This is a genomic window from Streptomyces sp. RKND-216 (genome assembly GCF_004795255.1).
Classification (GTDB): domain Bacteria; phylum Actinomycetota; class Actinomycetes; order Streptomycetales; family Streptomycetaceae; genus Streptomyces; species Streptomyces hazeniae.
The window spans coordinates 2294648-2309538 of the sequence record NZ_SSBQ01000002.1; the positions used below are offsets into that span (position 1 = coordinate 2294648).

Below are 14891 nucleotides of genomic sequence, written 5' to 3' on the forward strand. Positions count from 1 at the left end.
CGTCACGTCCATTCCAGGACGCCCTTCTTCCACGCGTAGAGCAGGCCCACGGTCAGGAACCCGAGGAAGACGAACATCTCCACCAGTGTGACTCCCCCGTACCCGGGATCGGCGAAGACCGTCGCCCAGGGGAAGAGGAAGATCGAGTCGACCGCGAAGATCACGTACAGGAACGCGTACACGTAGTACCGGACCTGAGTGTGCGCCCAGCCCTCGCCGACCGGGTCGACGCCGCACTCGTAGGTCAGCAGCTTCTCCGGCGTGGGCACGACGGGCCGCAGCAGCCGGCCGGCGGTGAAGGCGACGGCGACGAACAGCACGCCGACGACCGCGACCAGCCCGACGACCGCGTAGCCGTGGAAGTAGTCCGGCACGTCCGCTGCCCGTCCTCTGCTGCTCGTTCTGCCCGCTCCGTCCGGCGTTCCGTGGCGGGGAGTCTAGCCCCTGGGGTTCCGCCGGCGGACCCGAGGTCCACGACGAACTGCCCTTCGACTGCCCGCCGGCCAGGGGCCGGTGGCGCGCCTACCGGCTCTCGCTGTGACCCCTCGCTCGGGCACGCATCCGGACGGGCGCGGGCACGGCGGTCGGCATCGCGTTCAGGCGTTGGGGGCGAGGCGGGCGTGGAGGTGCATGTCGTGCCAGGCGTCGGGGTGGCGGAGGGCGGAGCGGCGGGTGCCTTCGAGGGCGAAGCCCGTCTTCGCCGCGACACGGCAGGAGGCAAGGTTGGCGACGGAGTGCTGGAGTTCGAGGCGGTGGAAGCCCACCGCGTGGAGGGCCCAGGCGGCCATCGCGGCGACCGCGTGGGCTGCGACGCCCCGGCCACGGGCGGCGGGGAGCGTCCAGTAGCCGGCGTCGGCCTGCCCCTCGCTCAGCGCGAGGCAGCGCAGGGCGGCACGGCCGACGAGGGCGTCGGTCGCGGTGTCGACGACGGCCCAGTGGGCGTCGGTCTCCGCATGCCAGGTGGCGCGCCAGCGAGCGATCCAGTCGCGGGCCTCGTCCTCGGAGTCGGCACGGCGGCGGTGCCACTGCTGGATCGCCGGGTCCCGGAACGCCGCCACCACCGCGGGGGCATCGGAGGGCTGCCAGGGGCGGAGCGTCAGCCCGCCGTCAGCGGGGAGCACGGGCTGCGCGGTCTTCGCGAGGGTGCCGGGCGGAAGGACGGGCGGAACGAGGGAGGGCATGAACCGCATCCTGCCGCAGGTCGGTCCGGCATCACCCTTGACCGAGGGAACGAATCAGGAGGAAACTGGACACAGGTCAGGAAGTCGGAGAGCCGCACCGTCGGCGGAGACGTCCGTCGGCAGGAGACACTCGGCAGGCTCTGGCTCAGGGCCCCGGGAGCCCGTGGACACCGGAACCTCGGCGACGACTGAGGCGGAGGGTGCCAGCAGCGGACCCCCGGGGACTGCTTTGTGCTCCGACGGGGCTCGACTCAGCCGCCGGAGCGCGCCGCTCGGCGCTTCCTCAGAACGCGTTCTGCATGCCACCCATACCCCCGCCCGCGGGCCCCGGGGTGGGGGAAACCCCACCCCGGGGCGCCGAGGAGCCCCATGGCGGTCGGGTCCGGCGCCGGGCAGGCTGGGCGCATGACCGTGAGGGATCCGCAGCCGGGCGAGCAGCCGGCCAGAGCGGCCGACGCGCCCCTGCCCGCACCGCGCGCGCCGCTGAGCGCGCAGACGTGGCGGGAGATCGCCCACCTGCTGAGCAACATGCCGGTGGACGTCGTCGGCTTCGTGTACGTGGCGGCCGCGCTGTACGTCAGCGCCGTGCTGTCGTTCACCGTCGTCGGCCTGCCACTGCTGGCTCTGGGGCTGCTGGGGTGCCGGGGGCTGGGAAGGATCGAGCGGCGGAGGGTGCGCGCGCTGCTGCGCGTGCGGATCGACGAGCCGAGTCCGTTGCGCACCCGCGAGAAGGGCTTCTTCGCGTGGCTGTGGGCACGGCTCAAGGACCCGGTGGCGTGGCGCGGTTCGCTGTACGGCCTGATCCGTCTGCCGTGGGGGATTCTCACCTTCACGGTGGCGTTGGTGAGCCTGTTCGTGGCGTGGCCTGCGCTGCCGTGGGTGGCGCGGGGGCTGACGAACGTGGACCGGGCGATGGCGCGGGCACTGCTGTCGCCGTCGGACGAGCTGGAGCGGCGGATCGCCGAACTCGAGTCGGACCGGGGGGTGGTGGTCGACACCGCCGCCGCCGACCTGCGCCGCATCGAACGCGACCTGCACGACGGCGCCCAGGCCCGCCTGGTCTCCCTCGCCATGGAACTCGGCCTCGCCAGGGAGAAGCTTCTGGAGGACCCCGAGGCGGCAGCGAAAATGGTCGGCGAGGCTCACGGCGAGGTGAAGCTGGCCCTCCAGGAGCTGCGCGACCTCGCCCGCGGCATCCACCCCGCCATCCTCACCGACCGCGGCCTCGGCCCCGCCCTCACCACCCTCTCCCGACGCTGCACCGTCCCTGTCACCGTGACCGCCGACCTGAGCGAACGGCCCGCGCCCGCGATCGAGGGCATCGCGTACTTCACCGTCTCCGAGCTGCTCCAGAACGTCAGCAAGCACAGCGGCGCCCGGAAGGCCGCGGTGGAGGTGTGGCGGTCGGCCGGGCGGCTGATGCTCCAGGTCACCGACGACGGGAAGGGCGGCGCGGGCGCCCGGCCCGGGTCCGGGCTGGACGGGCTGGCGGAACGGCTGAACGCCGTCGACGGACTGCTCGTCGTCGACTCCCCCACGGGCGGGCCGACCACCGTCACCGCCGAGCTGCCGTGGCGCGCACGGGAGCGCGCGGGTCGATGACGACCCGGTCCGAGGAGTCCGAGGAGAGGGCGACGACCATGACGTACACCGCTGTTCCGTCGGCCGCCGGCCGCGGCGCCGCCGCAGCCCGTCGCGGGCCGCTGGCCCGGCTGCTGCTCGCACCGGTCTCCGGCCGTGCATGGCGGGAGTACGGGTACGTCGCGACCGGCATGGTCGTGGCGCCGTTCGCCTTCGCGTTCGCCGTGGCGATGCTGTCCGCCGGCGCGGGGCTGCTGGTCACGTTCCTCGGTGTGCCGGTGCTGGCCGCGGGCCTGGCCGGCTGCCGGGCGCTGGGGCGGCTGGAGCGGGCCCGCGCCCGGGCGCTGCTGGGCATAAGGGTCGACGAGCCGGAACCCGTGCGGACTGCGCAGCGCAAACCGGGCGCGGTGGCGCTGATGGGTGCGGTGCTGCGGAGCGGGGTGTCGTGGCGGAGCATGCTGTACGCACTGCTGCACTTCCCGTGGGCGGTGTTCACCTTCTCCCTGACGGTGAGTCTCCTCGCCACCGGCTGGACGGCGTTCCTCTATCCGGCCTGGCACTGGGTGTTCCCCACCTTCACCGACCAGCCGGGCCTCCAGATGTGGGAGGCCCGCCCCGGCGAGAACGGGTACGTGGAGACGCCGACCGATCTGGTGATGGCATGCACGGCCGGTCTGCTCGTGGTACTGGCCACGCCGTGGCTGGTCCGGGGGCTGACGACGGTCGACCGGCTCGCCGTGCACGGGCTCCTGGGACCCTCCCGGCTGACGACCCGGGTGCGGGAGCTGGAGTCGGACCGGGGGGTGGTGGTCGACACCGCCGCCGCCGACCTGCGCCGCATCGAACGCGACCTGCACGACGGCGCCCAGGCCCGCCTGGTCTCCCTCGCCATGGAACTCGGCCTCGCCAAGGAGAAACTCCTCGAAGACCCCGAAGCCGCCGCCCGCATGGTCGACGACGCCCACGGAGAGGTGAAACTCGCCCTCACCGAACTCCGCGACCTCGCCCGCGGCATCCACCCCGCCATCCTCACCGACCGCGGCCTCGGCCCCGCCCTCACCACCCTCTCCCGACGCTGCACCGTCCCCGTCACCCTCACGGTGGACCTCGGTGCGGCCCGCCCCGCACCGGCGATCGAGGGGATCACCTACTTCACAGTGTCGGAACTCCTGCAGAACATCGGAAAGCACGCTGGCGCCGAGCACGCGGTCGTCGACGTGTGGTGCACGGCGGACCGGCTGCTGCTCCAGGTGACCGACGACGGCAGGGGCGGCGCACAGGCGTCCCCCGGGTCCGGGCTGGCGGGGCTGGCGGAACGGCTGGACGCCGTCGACGGACTGCTCGTCGTCGACTCCCCCACGGGCGGACCGACCACCATCACCGCCGAGCTGCCGTGGCGGGACCCGGACCCGGCGCCCCGCTGAGGCGCTCTGCGGGGCACGTTGCCCGCGCCCCGTGCGGCCACGTGTGGTGCCGTAGCGCGCGGCCCGCTCCCTCGTGCGCCGCGTGCGCCGCCGCGCAACCCTTCCGGAGCACGGCGGCGTCCCCCCGGCGAGGAGGCCCGCTGGGATACTGGGAGCGCCGGGATGCGCCCGGCGCGGGTGGGGGCCGGGGAGCCACATGGAGGACAGGGTGCGTGTCGTCATCGCCGAGGACTCGGTGCTGCTGCGGGAGGGGCTGACCCGACTGCTCACCGACCGTGGCCACGAGGTGGTCGCGGGCGTCGGCGACGCGGAAGCGCTGGTCAAGACGATCGACGAGCTGGCCTCCGACGGTTCCGGGGGCGGGAGCGGGTCCGGCGGGCTGCCGGACGTGGTGGTGGCGGACGTGCGGATGCCGCCGACGCATACCGACGAGGGTGTGCGGGCGGCGGTGGCGCTGCGCCGGGCGTACCCGGATCTGGGGGTGCTGGTGCTGTCGCAGTACGTGGAGGAGCAGTACGCGACCGAGCTGCTGGCCGGCTCCAGTCACGGGGTGGGCTATCTCCTGAAGGACCGGGTGGCGGACGTCCGCGAGTTCGTCGACGCGGTCGTGCGGGTGGCGCGGGGCGGCACGGCGCTGGACCCGGAGGTGGTGGCGCAGCTCCTGGGCCGCAGCCGCAAGCAGGACGCGCTTGCCGGGCTGACGCCGCGGGAGCGCGAGGTGCTGGGCCTGATGGCGGAGGGGCGGACGAACTCGGCGGTCGCCGCGCAGCTCGTCGTCAGCCACGGCGCGGTGGAGAAGCACGTCAGCAACATCTTCATGAAGCTCGGGCTCTCCCCGAGTGACGGAGATCACCGGAGGGTGCTGGCGGTTCTCCGTTACCTGAATTCCTAGGTCAGAAAGGGCGCTGGGGAATCCCGTTCCCGGTAAATCTGTTGTTTGTCTCAGAATCCGTTCCACTATGTGGCCGGGGCAAGGAAGGCGAACCTTACCCACGTACGATGTCGACGAGCCGCAGCCTCGAGGGAGGTCCGAATCCGTGACCAGTCAGGTCAACAGTCCAGCCGGCGCAGAGACCGGCGCCGGACAGCCGTCCCCGGCCGGGGCGGAGACCGTGAAGGAGGTCCGCCGACTGGACCGGGTGATCATCCGGTTCGCGGGTGACTCCGGCGACGGCATGCAGCTCACGGGTGACCGGTTCACCTCGGAGACCGCCTCGTTCGGCAACGACCTCTCCACGCTCCCGAACTTCCCCGCCGAGATCCGCGCCCCCGCCGGCACCCTGCCGGGCGTCTCCAGCTTCCAGCTGCACTTCGCGGACCACGACATCCTCACCCCGGGCGATGCGCCGAACGTGCTGGTCGCGATGAACCCGGCGGCACTGAAGGCAAACCTCGGCGACGTGCCGCGCGGTGCGGAGGTGATCGTCAACACCGACGAGTTCACCAAGCGCGCGATGGCGAAGGTCGGCTACGAGGCCTCGCCGCTGGAGGACGGCTCGATGGACGGGTACAGCGTGCACCCGGTGCCGCTGACCACGCTCACCGTCGAGGCGCTGAAGAGCTACGACCTGTCGCGCAAGGACGCCGGTCGCTCGAAGAACATGTTCGCGCTCGGGCTGCTGTCCTGGATGTACCACCGGCCGACGGAGTCGACCGAGAAGTTCCTGCGCACCAAGTTCGCCAAGCGGCCGGATCTGGCAGAGGCGAACGTCGCCGCGTTCCGCGCGGGCTGGAACTTCGGCGAGACCACCGAGGACTTCGCGGTCTCCTACGAGGTGGCCCCGGCGACCTCGGCGTTCCCGGCGGGCACCTACCGGAACATCTCCGGGAACCTGGCACTGTCCTACGGACTGGTCGCCGCGTCTCAGCAGGCGGACCTTCCGCTGTTCCTGGGCTCATACCCGATCACCCCGGCCTCGGACCTTCTGCACGAGCTGTCCAAGCACAAGAACTTCGGCGTGCGCACCTTCCAGGCCGAGGACGAGATCGCCGCGATCGGCGCGGCCCTGGGTGCGGCGTTCGGCGGTTCGCTGGGCGTGACCACCACCTCCGGCCCCGGTGTGGCACTGAAGTCCGAGACGATCGGCCTCGCGGTGTCGCTGGAGCTGCCGCTGCTGATCGTGGACGTGCAGCGTGGCGGGCCCTCGACGGGTCTGCCGACCAAGACCGAGCAGGCCGACCTGCTCCAGGCCATGTACGGGCGGAACGGCGAGGCGCCGGTGCCGATCGTCGCCCCCGCGACGCCGGCCGACTGCTTCACCGCGGCGCTGGACGCGGCGCGCATCGCGCTGACCTACCGGACCCCGGTCTTCCTGCTGTCCGACGGCTACCTCGCCAACGGCTCCGAGCCGTGGCGGGTGCCGGAGCCGGACGAGCTCCCGGACCTGCGCACCCAGTTCGCCACCACGCCGAACCACGAGCTGGCGGACGGCACTGAGGTGTTCTGGCCATACAAGCGCGACCCGCACACGCTCGCCCGCCCGTGGGCGGTGCCCGGAACGCCCGGTCTGGAGCACCGGATCGGCGGCATCGAGAAGGCCGACGGCTCCGGCAACATCTCCTACGACCCCGAGAACCACGACCGCATGGTGCGCACCCGCCAGGCCAAGGTGGACGGCGTCGAGGTCCCCGACCTGGTCGTGGACGACCCGACGACCGACGCCACCGACGGTCCGGCGCGCGTGCTGGTGCTCGGCTGGGGCTCGACGTACGGCCCCATCACCGCCGGCGTGCGGCGCGTGCGGCGGGACGAGGGCCGGATCGCGCAGGCCCACCTGCGGTACCTCAACCCCTTCCCGAAGAACCTCGGCGAGGTCTTGCGGCGGTACGACAAGGTGATCGTCCCCGAGATGAACCTCGGACAGCTCACCGCCCTGCTCCGCGCGAAGTACCTGGTCGACGCGCAGTCCTACACCCAGGTCCGCGGCCTGCCGTTCAAGGCCGAACAGCTGGCGGACTTCTTCAAGGAGGCCATCGGAAATGCCTGAGCAGCAGCTCACCGCGGTCCCGGAGGCGGGGGAGAACCACCAGGGGAGCCACCCCGGTAACCCCCTGCTCTCCCTGGTGCCGAAGGCCGAGGGCAAGCAGTCCATGAAGGACTTCAAGTCCGACCAGGAGGTCCGCTGGTGCCCCGGCTGCGGTGACTACGCCGTGCTCGCCGCCGTGCAGGGATTCATGCCGGAGCTGGGGCTGGCGAAGGAGAACATCTGCTTCGTCTCCGGCATCGGCTGCTCCTCGCGCTTCCCGTACTACATGAACACCTACGGGATGCACTCCATCCACGGCCGCGCTCCGGCCATCGCCACGGGTCTCGCGGCCGCGCGGCGCGACCTGTCGGTATGGGTCGTCACCGGTGACGGCGACGCGCTGTCCATCGGCGGCAACCACCTCATCCACGCGCTGCGCCGCAACGTGAACCTCAAGATCCTGCTGTTCAACAACCGCATCTACGGTCTGACCAAGGGGCAGTACAGCCCGACCTCCGAGGCCGGGAAGATCACCAAGTCGACCCCGATGGGCTCGCTGGAGGCGCCGTTCAACCCGGTGTCGCTGGCGATCGGCGCCGAGGCGTCGTTCGTGGCCCGCACGGTCGACTCCGACCGCAAGCACCTCACCGAGGTGCTGCGGCAGGCCGCCGACCACCCGGGCACCGCCCTGGTGGAGATCTACCAGAACTGCAACATCTTCAACGACGGCGCCTTCGAGGTGCTGAAGGACAAGAAGCAGGCGCTGGAGGCGGTGATCCGGCTCGAGCACGGACAGCCGATCCGGTTCGGCGCCCCGGCGGAGGACGGCCTGGGCGCGAAGGGCGTCGTGCGCGACCCTGCGACCGGCGACCTGCAGATCGTGGACGTCACCGAGGCGGGCACCGACGGCGTGCTGGTGCACGACGCACACGCCGAATCGCCCACCACGGCCTTCGCCCTCTCCCGGCTGGCCGACCCGGACACGCTGCACCACACGCCGATCGGCGTGCTCCGCAACGTGCGCCGGCCGGTCTACGAACAGGAGATGGAGGAGCAGTTGGAGGCCGCCGTGGAACAGAACGGCAAGGGCGACCTCGGTGCACTGCTCGCCGGCAGGGACACCTGGACGGTCGTCGGCTGAACGGGCCGACGGGCCGCACGGTTCCGCAGTCTCGACGGGACCTCGCACGTCATGACCGTTAAGCGAAAACGGGAATGACAGGCGGGGTCCCTCGGCGTTACCTTCGACGAATCGTTTCTTCCGGAGGTGTGCCCATGTCGTCGTCGAGCGAGACCCGCGGCGGTCTGGTCTACGGAATCGCCGCGTACGGCCTGTGGGGGCTCCTTCCGCTCTACTGGCACCTCCTCAAGTCCACCGGCGCGACGGAAGTGCTCGCGCACCGCATGGTGTGGTCGCTGCCCACCGCGCTGCTGCTGCTCGCCGCGCTGCGCCGCTGGACGTGGATACGCGCCCTGGTGCGGCAGCCCCGCACGCTGGGACTGCTGCTGCTCGCCGCGATCTTCATCTCCCTGAACTGGGGCATGTTCATCTGGTCGGTCACCCAGGAGCGCGTCCTGGAGGCCTCGCTGGGCTACTTCATCAACCCGCTGGTCTCCATCGCCTTCGGCGTCCTCCTGCTCCGTGAACGCCTGCGTCCCGCCCAGTGGACGGCCGTCGGCATCGGCGCGATCGCCGTGGGCGCGCTCTCCGTCGGCTACGGCCAGGTGCCGTGGCTGTCCATCGCCATGGCATTCAGCTTCGCCACCTACGGGCTGGTCAAGAAGCACGTGAAACTGGAGGGAGTGGAGAGCTTCAGCGCCGAGACGGCCCTGCAGTTCCTGCCCGCCCTCGGCTTCCTGATCTACCTCGCCGCCCAGGGCCAGGCCAGCTTCACCACGGAGGGCCCCGGCCACGCCGCGCTCCTCGCGCTCTCCGGACTGGCCACCGCCGTGCCCCTGATCCTCTTCGGCAACGCGGCCGTTCGCCTGCCGCTGTCCACGATCGGGCTGCTGCAGTACATGGCGCCGGCGTTCATGTTCGTGCTCGGGGTGACCCTGTTCCACGAGCCGATGCCGCCGGAGCGGCTGACCGGCTTCCTGCTGGTGTGGGCCGCGCTCGCCCTGCTCACCTGGGACGCGCTGCGGGCCGCCCGCCGGGGGCGGCGGGCGCTGCGCGAGGTGCGCGGCGCGGGTGCGGGTGCGGGTGCGGGTGCGAGGGCCGCGCGGCAGGCGGCGGGGGCGGAGCCGCTTGCGGCCTGCGGCGAGGGGCGGGGCCCGGGGCGGGGCTGACGCCGGGGCCGGGTGGGGTTGTTCCCGGTGGCTGGTGTGTGTGGGTGTGGGTCGGGGGCGTGGGCTGCGGTCCGGGCCGACGACCCGGAAACCCATGATTTACGGGCCGCGTTCTCGGCGAACGTTGGGCACGACTCTTACTTCGCGGCCCACACATCACGGGCAAGTGTTTCCGGGCGCATCGGCCCTGCCCTCCGCCCACGCCCCCTCATGTCCGTCACGGCTCCCCGCCCACCCCGCGCCCTTGAGAGGGAGGGGACGGGGGGCTGGGCGTGGCCAGGCCCCGACCTCGTCGCTGGGAAGGGTGGGGAAGTGAGGCTTGACTTGAAGTCATATTGAACTTCTACGGTCGATCTCATGGAGTACTCACACAGCGACACCGACCTGATCAAGCAGCCCATCGGCTACTGGAGTTGGGCGGCCCACAAGGCCGTCATCGCGCGCACCCGGGCCGCTCTGGCCGGGATCGGTATCACCCAGCCGCAGTGGTGGGCCCTCGCGCAGGTGGCGAACGCCGAAGCCGCAAAGACTCGTGACGAGGTGTCCAGCCTCCTCCGGGGGTACCTCGACACCGGCCGGGAGGCCATGGACTCGGAGATCGACACGATCATCACCCAGGGCTGGATCACGGAGGATGCGGAGGGGCGGCTGGGCATCACGGCTGAGGGCCGGACGTTCTTCGACGAGGCCGCCGCCCTGCAGGGCGAACTCTGGGCGGAACGGCACGCGGGGATCTCCGACGAGGAGTACCTGACCACCCTCAAGGTGTTGCAGCGGTTCATCCGCAACACGGGCGGACACGCTTGGCACCACTAGCGTGCGGCCACCCCAGGGGTGGAGGCGCGAAGGGGGTATGACGCTTCGGGCGGGGCGGGCGGCGTACAACCGGGGCGGGCCGCCGTGGGTCCAGGTGGTTACGGATGGGCACACGCCCGGACTGACCAGCCGGGCCCCGACTCCGAGGAGAACGCATGTCCCGTCGTCACACCGCCGCGCGCGGCCTCGCGTGCGCCGTCGCGGTACTGGCCGCCACAGCCGGCTTCCAGCCGGTGCAGGCCGCGCCCGCCCGGCCCGGGGGTCCTGCGGCCGATCCGGGCCCCTCGGTTCCCGCGACGGGGTCCGCACCGTCCCGGGACGTGCGCGAGGACTTCAACGGGGACGGCTTCGAGGACCTCGCCGTGGCGGCCCTTCGTCACGCGGAGAACACCGGGTACGTCGCCGTGGTGTACGGGTCGGCCACGGGCCCGGACCCGGCCACGGCGACGGTGATCGACCAGGCCACGCCCGGTGTCCCCGGCGAACCGGAGACGGGTGACTGGTTCGGCGCGGCCCTCAAAGCGCGCGACCTGGACGGCGACGGGTACACCGACCTCGCCGTTTCGAGCACGGGGGAGACCAGCGTGGACCCGCGCGGGGGCGGCTCCGTGACCCTGCTCTGGGGGTCTTCGGACGGTGTCACCGGCGAGGGCGCGGTGCTGATCGCCGCGGAGGAGGGCGACTGGGGCGTCGGCACCCACCTGACGGGCGGCGACTTCGACGGCGACGGCCACGCCGACCTGCTGACCTACCGCGCCGGGGACGGCTACAGCGTGCTGCACGGGCCGTTCGGCCGGGACGGGCGGTGGGCGCGCGAGCAGCAGGTGGAGCTGGAGGGCGCGCTCAGCATCGTCGCGGGGGACATGAACGGCGACGGCGCCGACGACGTGGCAGCCTTCCGTTCGTTCGAGGAGATGGCCGAACCGGGCGAGCTCTTTTCGGGCGGCCCGGACGGGCTGACGTACGAGCGTCGGCTCCCCAAGGGAGCGACCGGCGACGTCGCCGACTTCGACGGTGACGGCTACGGCGACCTGGCCTACCGCGAGGTGCCGGGCGGTGTGGTGGAGAACCTGCCCTGGGACGCCGGCACCGTGAAGGTGATGTACGGCGGCCCCGACGGGCCGGGCGCGCGCACCGCGTCCTTCACCCAGGCGACCCCGGGCGTGCCCGGCGCGGACGAGGAGGGGGACCAGTTCGGCGGCACCCTGACCGCCGGCGACGTGGACGGCGACGGCTTCGCCGACCTCGCGGCGGGGGTGCCCTACGAGGACATCGGCAACCTGGGCTCCGCAGGCTCGTTCGTTGTGCTCAAGGGCGGACCGGAGGGTTTGAGCGGCAAAGGGGCACAGGCGATGAGCCAGAGCTTCGCCGGTGTGCCCGGCGCGGCGGAGGCCGACGACCGGTTCGGGGGTGCGGTGCGGCTGCGGGACTTCGACGGCGACGGCTTCGCGGACCTGGCCGTCACCGCGCCGGACGAGAACGACGGCAGCGGCGCCGTCTGGTCCTTCCCCGGCAGCCCGGCGGGTGTGACGACCGACGGGGTGCGGTCGTTCGGCCCGGCGGTGCTCGGCGGCTCGGTGCCGGAGGCGGGGCTCGGCCTGCGGCTGTCCGGTACCTCGTACGGGCCGCTGTGGCAGTACGAGTGACACCGCACGGCTCCTGAACGGCCCGCCCGCGTGCATCCGCGCGGCGGGCCGTCGCCGTTCCGGGGAACGGTTCAGCCAGTGAGGGCGCCGGTGACGGCATCCATCACGGAGCGCCAGTGGGCGCGCTCGTGTCTCCATTCGTACCCCGTGGCGAATGCCGCTCTGTTTGTCAGGCGGGTCCGACAGGCGATTCGGCAGACGGTCGGAGACGAAAGGTGGCGCGGACGGTGGCGGCGGGCCGGATGCGGCCGGGGCACGCCGAAGCCCGGCGCGCCGTGTGGGGGTGCGGCGGGCCGGGCTTCGGGACGCGTGCGGCGTCAGTGGGCCTCGGCGACCGCGGCGGGCACCTTGTCGGCGTACTGCGGGGCGTCGGCGGCGGAGATGCCGAAGATCGACACGGCCTGGTAGTAGGTCCACGCGGTGGCGTTGCAGGAAGCCTTCGTAGCCCCGGAGTAGCCGTTGCAGACGCGCTTCAGGTCCTCGTAGAAGGCGCTGTCGATACGCGACTTGTTGGCGTCGAACTGGCCCTCGGCCTTGTAGTTGCGGTAGCCGAAGTCATGACGGATGCACGAGTTCTCGAACGGGAAGCCGAACGGGTTGTCCGGCGAGCTGCTGCACTTGTCGGTGCCCCAGTCGAAGCCGTACTGGGCGTACGAGCCCTGGTTCGCCCGGGCGCTGTGGAACGCGGACGAGCTGGACGAGCTGGTCTGGCTCCAGTCCGACATGAGCTGGAGCTTGGTGGCCGCATTGGCGGGCGCGGCGAGAGCGAGCACGGCGGCAGCACTCGTTGCCACGGACATGCCAAAGATGGACCGACGACGCATCCGTTCCTCCGAGGGGGGAAGGCGGCCCGATGAGACCGCGGACGAAGGGAGTCACGCTTCTCCCGGTGTGCGGAGAAGCCCGGCCAGTGTCCACGGCCGCACTGTCACATCGCCGTCAACACACTGACACCGCAGGTCGGATGGGTGACGCAGGCCACTCCCCCGCGATCCGCCGCGTTCCGCCGGGAGCTCAGGCGGTGACGTCGCGCGCGGTGAAACGGGCCCACGCCGCGGAGCCGAACACCGCGACGTACAGGGCCTGGAGGCCGAGGTTCCGCCACACCGGCTCCCACAGGACGGGGTCGCGCAGGAGGTCCGCGAAGGACAGCCAGTGGTGCGGGAAGAGGTAGGGGTGCACGGCGTCCAACTGCGGGATCTGGTCCAGGATCTGCACGGTGATCAGCAGACCCACGGTCGTCGCCATCGCCGCGATGCCGCTGTTGGTCAGGGTCGAGACGAACAGGCCGATCGCCGCCAGGCCGAGCAGCGACGCCGCGACCACGAGCGCGATGGCCAGCGCCCGCAGCAGTCCCTGGGCCAGCGGTACGGAGGTGCCGGACAGCAGCGTCACATCGCCGAGCGGGAACAGCAGCGCGCCCACCGCCAGCGCGGAGAGCGCCACCACGAGTGTCGCCGCGATGCAGAACACCGCCACCGAGACGAACTTGGCCAGCAGCAAACGGGTACGGCCCGCCGGGGCGACGAGCAGGTACCGCAGCGTCCCCGCGCCGGCCTCACCCGCGACGGAGTCGCCGGCGATCACGCCGACCGCCATCGGCAGGAAGAACGGCAGGGTGGCTGCCAGCGCCGTGAAGACCAGGAAGAGGCCGTTGTTGGTGACCTGGGTGATGAACGCCGGTCCGCCCCCGCCGCTTCCGCCGCCCGAACCGTCGTCGCCCGTCTCGATCTTCACCGCGATACCCACCAGCGCGGGTACGGCGACGAGCACGCCGAGCAGGGCCAGGGTCCGCCAGCGGCGGAAGGTGAGGACGATCTCGCTGCGGAGCAGACCGGACGGCCGCAGCAGCCGCCGGCCGGGCGTCGGGGCGGCCGACCTCGGCCCGCCTCCCCGGGTGAGTTCAGTCTGCGACATCGAAGCCCTCCCCGGTGAGTGCGACGAACGCGTCCTCCAGCGAGGCGTTCTCCTGACCGAAGGCCCGGACGCGTACGCCCGCACGGACCAGTGCCGCGTTGAGGGCGGCGAGGTCGAGCGGGTCCCCTTCCCGGGCTCCCGCGCCCGCGCCGGGCGCGGCCCCGTCGGCTCCGGCGTCGCCGTGCGCCGGTGCCGATACCGGCAGTTCACCGGTGACCCGGTTCTCCTCGACCGTGACGTCCGTGACCCCGTGCTCCTTCAGGAGACGGGCGGCCTCCGCGGTGTCCGGGGTGCCGACGGCCAGCCGGCCGCGTACGCCTGCCGACATCTCGGCGACCGTGCCCTGCGTGACGAGCCGGCCCCGGTGCATCACGGCGGTGTGCGTGCACACCTGCTCGATCTCGTCCAGCAGATGGGAGGAGAGGAAGACGGTGATGCCGTCGGCGGCCAGTTCGCGGACCAGGGCACGGATCTCCCGCATGCCCTGCGGGTCCAGGCCGTTGGTCGGCTCGTCCAGCACCAGCAGCTCGCGCGGCTGGAGCAGGGCGGCGGCGAGGCCGAGCCGCTGCTTCATCCCCAACGAGTACGCCCGCGCCTTCTTGCCGGCCGCCGCGGCGAGACCGACGCGCTCCAGCGCCTCCCCCACCCGCACGGACCGCGTACGGGGGTCGGCGTCCGGGTCGGCGGCGTCGTACCGCAGCAGGTTGTCCCGGCCGGAGAGGAACCCGTACAGCGCCGGGCCCTCGATCAGGGCGCCGACACGCGGCAGCACCCGGCGGGCGGCCGACGGCATCGGCTCGCCCAGCAGCCGTGCGGTGCCGCGCGTCGGCTCGATGAGGCCGAGCAGCATGCGGATGGTCGTGGTCTTGCCCGAGCCGTTCGGCCCCAGGAAGCCGAAGACGCTCCCGCGCGGCACGGCGAGGTCCAGGCCGTCGACGGCGAGCTGACCACCGCGGTAACGCTTGGTCAGCCCGGTCGTCTCGACGACCGTGGCGGCTTCCGCCGCTCCCGCCGCGTCTGCCATCCCGCCTCCGCCCGCTTCCCCGAGAGTGGTGTGGTGAGTCGGCCCCG

General features: G+C 72.1%; 13 protein-coding genes. 8 read left to right on the forward strand and 5 right to left on the reverse strand.

What is annotated here, in order from left to right; translation table 11 throughout:
• Positions 1–2: 2 nt before the first annotated feature.
• Positions 3–374, reverse strand: coding sequence for an NADH-quinone oxidoreductase subunit A (locus E4198_RS10105; protein ID WP_027765197.1), 372 nt, complete (start codon positions 372–374; stop codon positions 3–5).
• A 222-nt stretch (positions 375–596) separates the two neighbouring features.
• A complete protein-coding gene (locus E4198_RS10110) occupies positions 597–1181 on the reverse strand; it encodes a GNAT family N-acetyltransferase (RefSeq protein WP_136182856.1) in 585 nt (194 codons plus the stop codon).
• Positions 1182–1586: 405 nt separating this feature from the next.
• On the opposite strand from E4198_RS10110, the gene E4198_RS10115 reads away from it, so the two are divergent.
• The 8 genes from E4198_RS10115 (at position 1587) to E4198_RS10150 (ending at position 11903) form a co-directional block, all read left to right on the forward strand.
• Positions 1587–2783, forward strand: coding sequence for a sensor histidine kinase (locus E4198_RS10115; RefSeq protein ID WP_210732804.1), 1197 nt, complete (start codon positions 1587–1589; stop codon positions 2781–2783).
• Positions 2780–4186, forward strand: coding sequence for a sensor domain-containing protein (locus tag E4198_RS10120; RefSeq protein WP_136182858.1), 1407 nt, complete (start codon positions 2780–2782; stop codon positions 4184–4186). The genes E4198_RS10115 and E4198_RS10120 overlap by 4 nt, the downstream gene beginning before the upstream one ends.
• Before the next feature lie 196 nt (positions 4187–4382).
• The gene (locus E4198_RS10125) at positions 4383–5078 is read left to right on the forward strand and encodes a response regulator transcription factor (protein ID WP_136182859.1); all 696 of its coding nucleotides are present in this window, start codon (positions 4383–4385) and stop codon (positions 5076–5078) included.
• 145 nt (positions 5079–5223) lie between these two features.
• Entirely contained in the window at positions 5224–7173 is a 1950-nt protein-coding gene (locus tag E4198_RS10130; protein ID WP_247597620.1) for a 2-oxoacid:acceptor oxidoreductase subunit alpha, read from the forward strand.
• A gap of 103 nt (positions 7174–7276) precedes the next feature.
• Positions 7277–8293 carry a 2-oxoacid:ferredoxin oxidoreductase subunit beta gene (locus E4198_RS10135; RefSeq protein ID WP_247597893.1) on the forward strand — a complete coding sequence of 339 codons (1017 nt, stop codon included), beginning with the start codon at positions 7277–7279 and terminating at the stop codon, positions 8291–8293.
• A 134-nt stretch (positions 8294–8427) separates the two neighbouring features.
• A complete protein-coding gene (rarD, locus tag E4198_RS10140) occupies positions 8428–9441 on the forward strand; it encodes an EamA family transporter RarD (RefSeq protein ID WP_136182861.1) in 1014 nt (337 codons plus the stop codon).
• A gap of 357 nt (positions 9442–9798) precedes the next feature.
• The gene (locus E4198_RS10145) at positions 9799–10257 is read left to right on the forward strand and encodes a MarR family winged helix-turn-helix transcriptional regulator (protein ID WP_136182862.1); all 459 of its coding nucleotides are present in this window, start codon (positions 9799–9801) and stop codon (positions 10255–10257) included.
• A gap of 155 nt (positions 10258–10412) precedes the next feature.
• Entirely contained in the window at positions 10413–11903 is a 1491-nt protein-coding gene (locus E4198_RS10150) for an FG-GAP and VCBS repeat-containing protein (RefSeq protein ID WP_136182863.1), read from the forward strand.
• Positions 11904–12220: 317 nt separating this feature from the next.
• Here E4198_RS10150 and E4198_RS10155 read toward each other — a convergent pair whose 3' ends face one another.
• The 3 genes from E4198_RS10155 to E4198_RS10165 form a co-directional block, all read right to left on the reverse strand.
• Positions 12221–12727, reverse strand: a complete 507-nt coding sequence (locus E4198_RS10155) for a phospholipase (RefSeq protein ID WP_136182864.1) — start codon at positions 12725–12727, stop codon at positions 12221–12223.
• Between the two features lie 190 nt (positions 12728–12917).
• A complete protein-coding gene (locus E4198_RS10160; protein ID WP_136182865.1) occupies positions 12918–13820 on the reverse strand; it encodes an ABC transporter permease in 903 nt (300 codons plus the stop codon).
• Positions 13807–14844 carry an ABC transporter ATP-binding protein gene (locus tag E4198_RS10165; RefSeq protein ID WP_136182866.1) on the reverse strand — a complete coding sequence of 346 codons (1038 nt, stop codon included), beginning with the start codon at positions 14842–14844 and terminating at the stop codon, positions 13807–13809. Before E4198_RS10165 ends, E4198_RS10160 begins: the two co-directional genes overlap by 14 nt.
• Positions 14845–14891: the final 47 nt, after the last annotated feature.

What these genes read in the sequence shown, in the direction of transcription:
- E4198_RS10110 (WP_136182856.1), bottom strand. Translation starts at nt 1,181, where the DNA reads ATGCCCTCCCTCGTTCCGCCCGTCCTTCCGCCCGGCACCCTCGCGAAG.
- E4198_RS10115 (WP_210732804.1), top strand. Translation starts at nt 1,587, where the DNA reads ATGACCGTGAGGGATCCGCAGCCGGGCGAGCAGCCGGCCAGAGCGGCC.
- E4198_RS10120 (WP_136182858.1), top strand. Translation starts at nt 2,780, where the DNA reads ATGACGACCCGGTCCGAGGAGTCCGAGGAGAGGGCGACGACCATGACG.
- E4198_RS10125 (WP_136182859.1), top strand. Translation starts at nt 4,383, where the DNA reads ATGGAGGACAGGGTGCGTGTCGTCATCGCCGAGGACTCGGTGCTGCTG.
- E4198_RS10135 (WP_247597893.1), top strand. Translation starts at nt 7,277, where the DNA reads ATGAAGGACTTCAAGTCCGACCAGGAGGTCCGCTGGTGCCCCGGCTGC.
- rarD (WP_136182861.1), top strand. Translation starts at nt 8,428, where the DNA reads ATGTCGTCGTCGAGCGAGACCCGCGGCGGTCTGGTCTACGGAATCGCC.
- E4198_RS10145 (WP_136182862.1), top strand. Translation starts at nt 9,799, where the DNA reads ATGGAGTACTCACACAGCGACACCGACCTGATCAAGCAGCCCATCGGC.
- E4198_RS10150 (WP_136182863.1), top strand. Translation starts at nt 10,413, where the DNA reads ATGTCCCGTCGTCACACCGCCGCGCGCGGCCTCGCGTGCGCCGTCGCG.
- E4198_RS10155 (WP_136182864.1), bottom strand. Translation starts at nt 12,727, where the DNA reads ATGCGTCGTCGGTCCATCTTTGGCATGTCCGTGGCAACGAGTGCTGCC.
- E4198_RS10160 (WP_136182865.1), bottom strand. Translation starts at nt 13,820, where the DNA reads ATGTCGCAGACTGAACTCACCCGGGGAGGCGGGCCGAGGTCGGCCGCC.
- E4198_RS10165 (WP_136182866.1), bottom strand. Translation starts at nt 14,844, where the DNA reads ATGGCAGACGCGGCGGGAGCGGCGGAAGCCGCCACGGTCGTCGAGACG.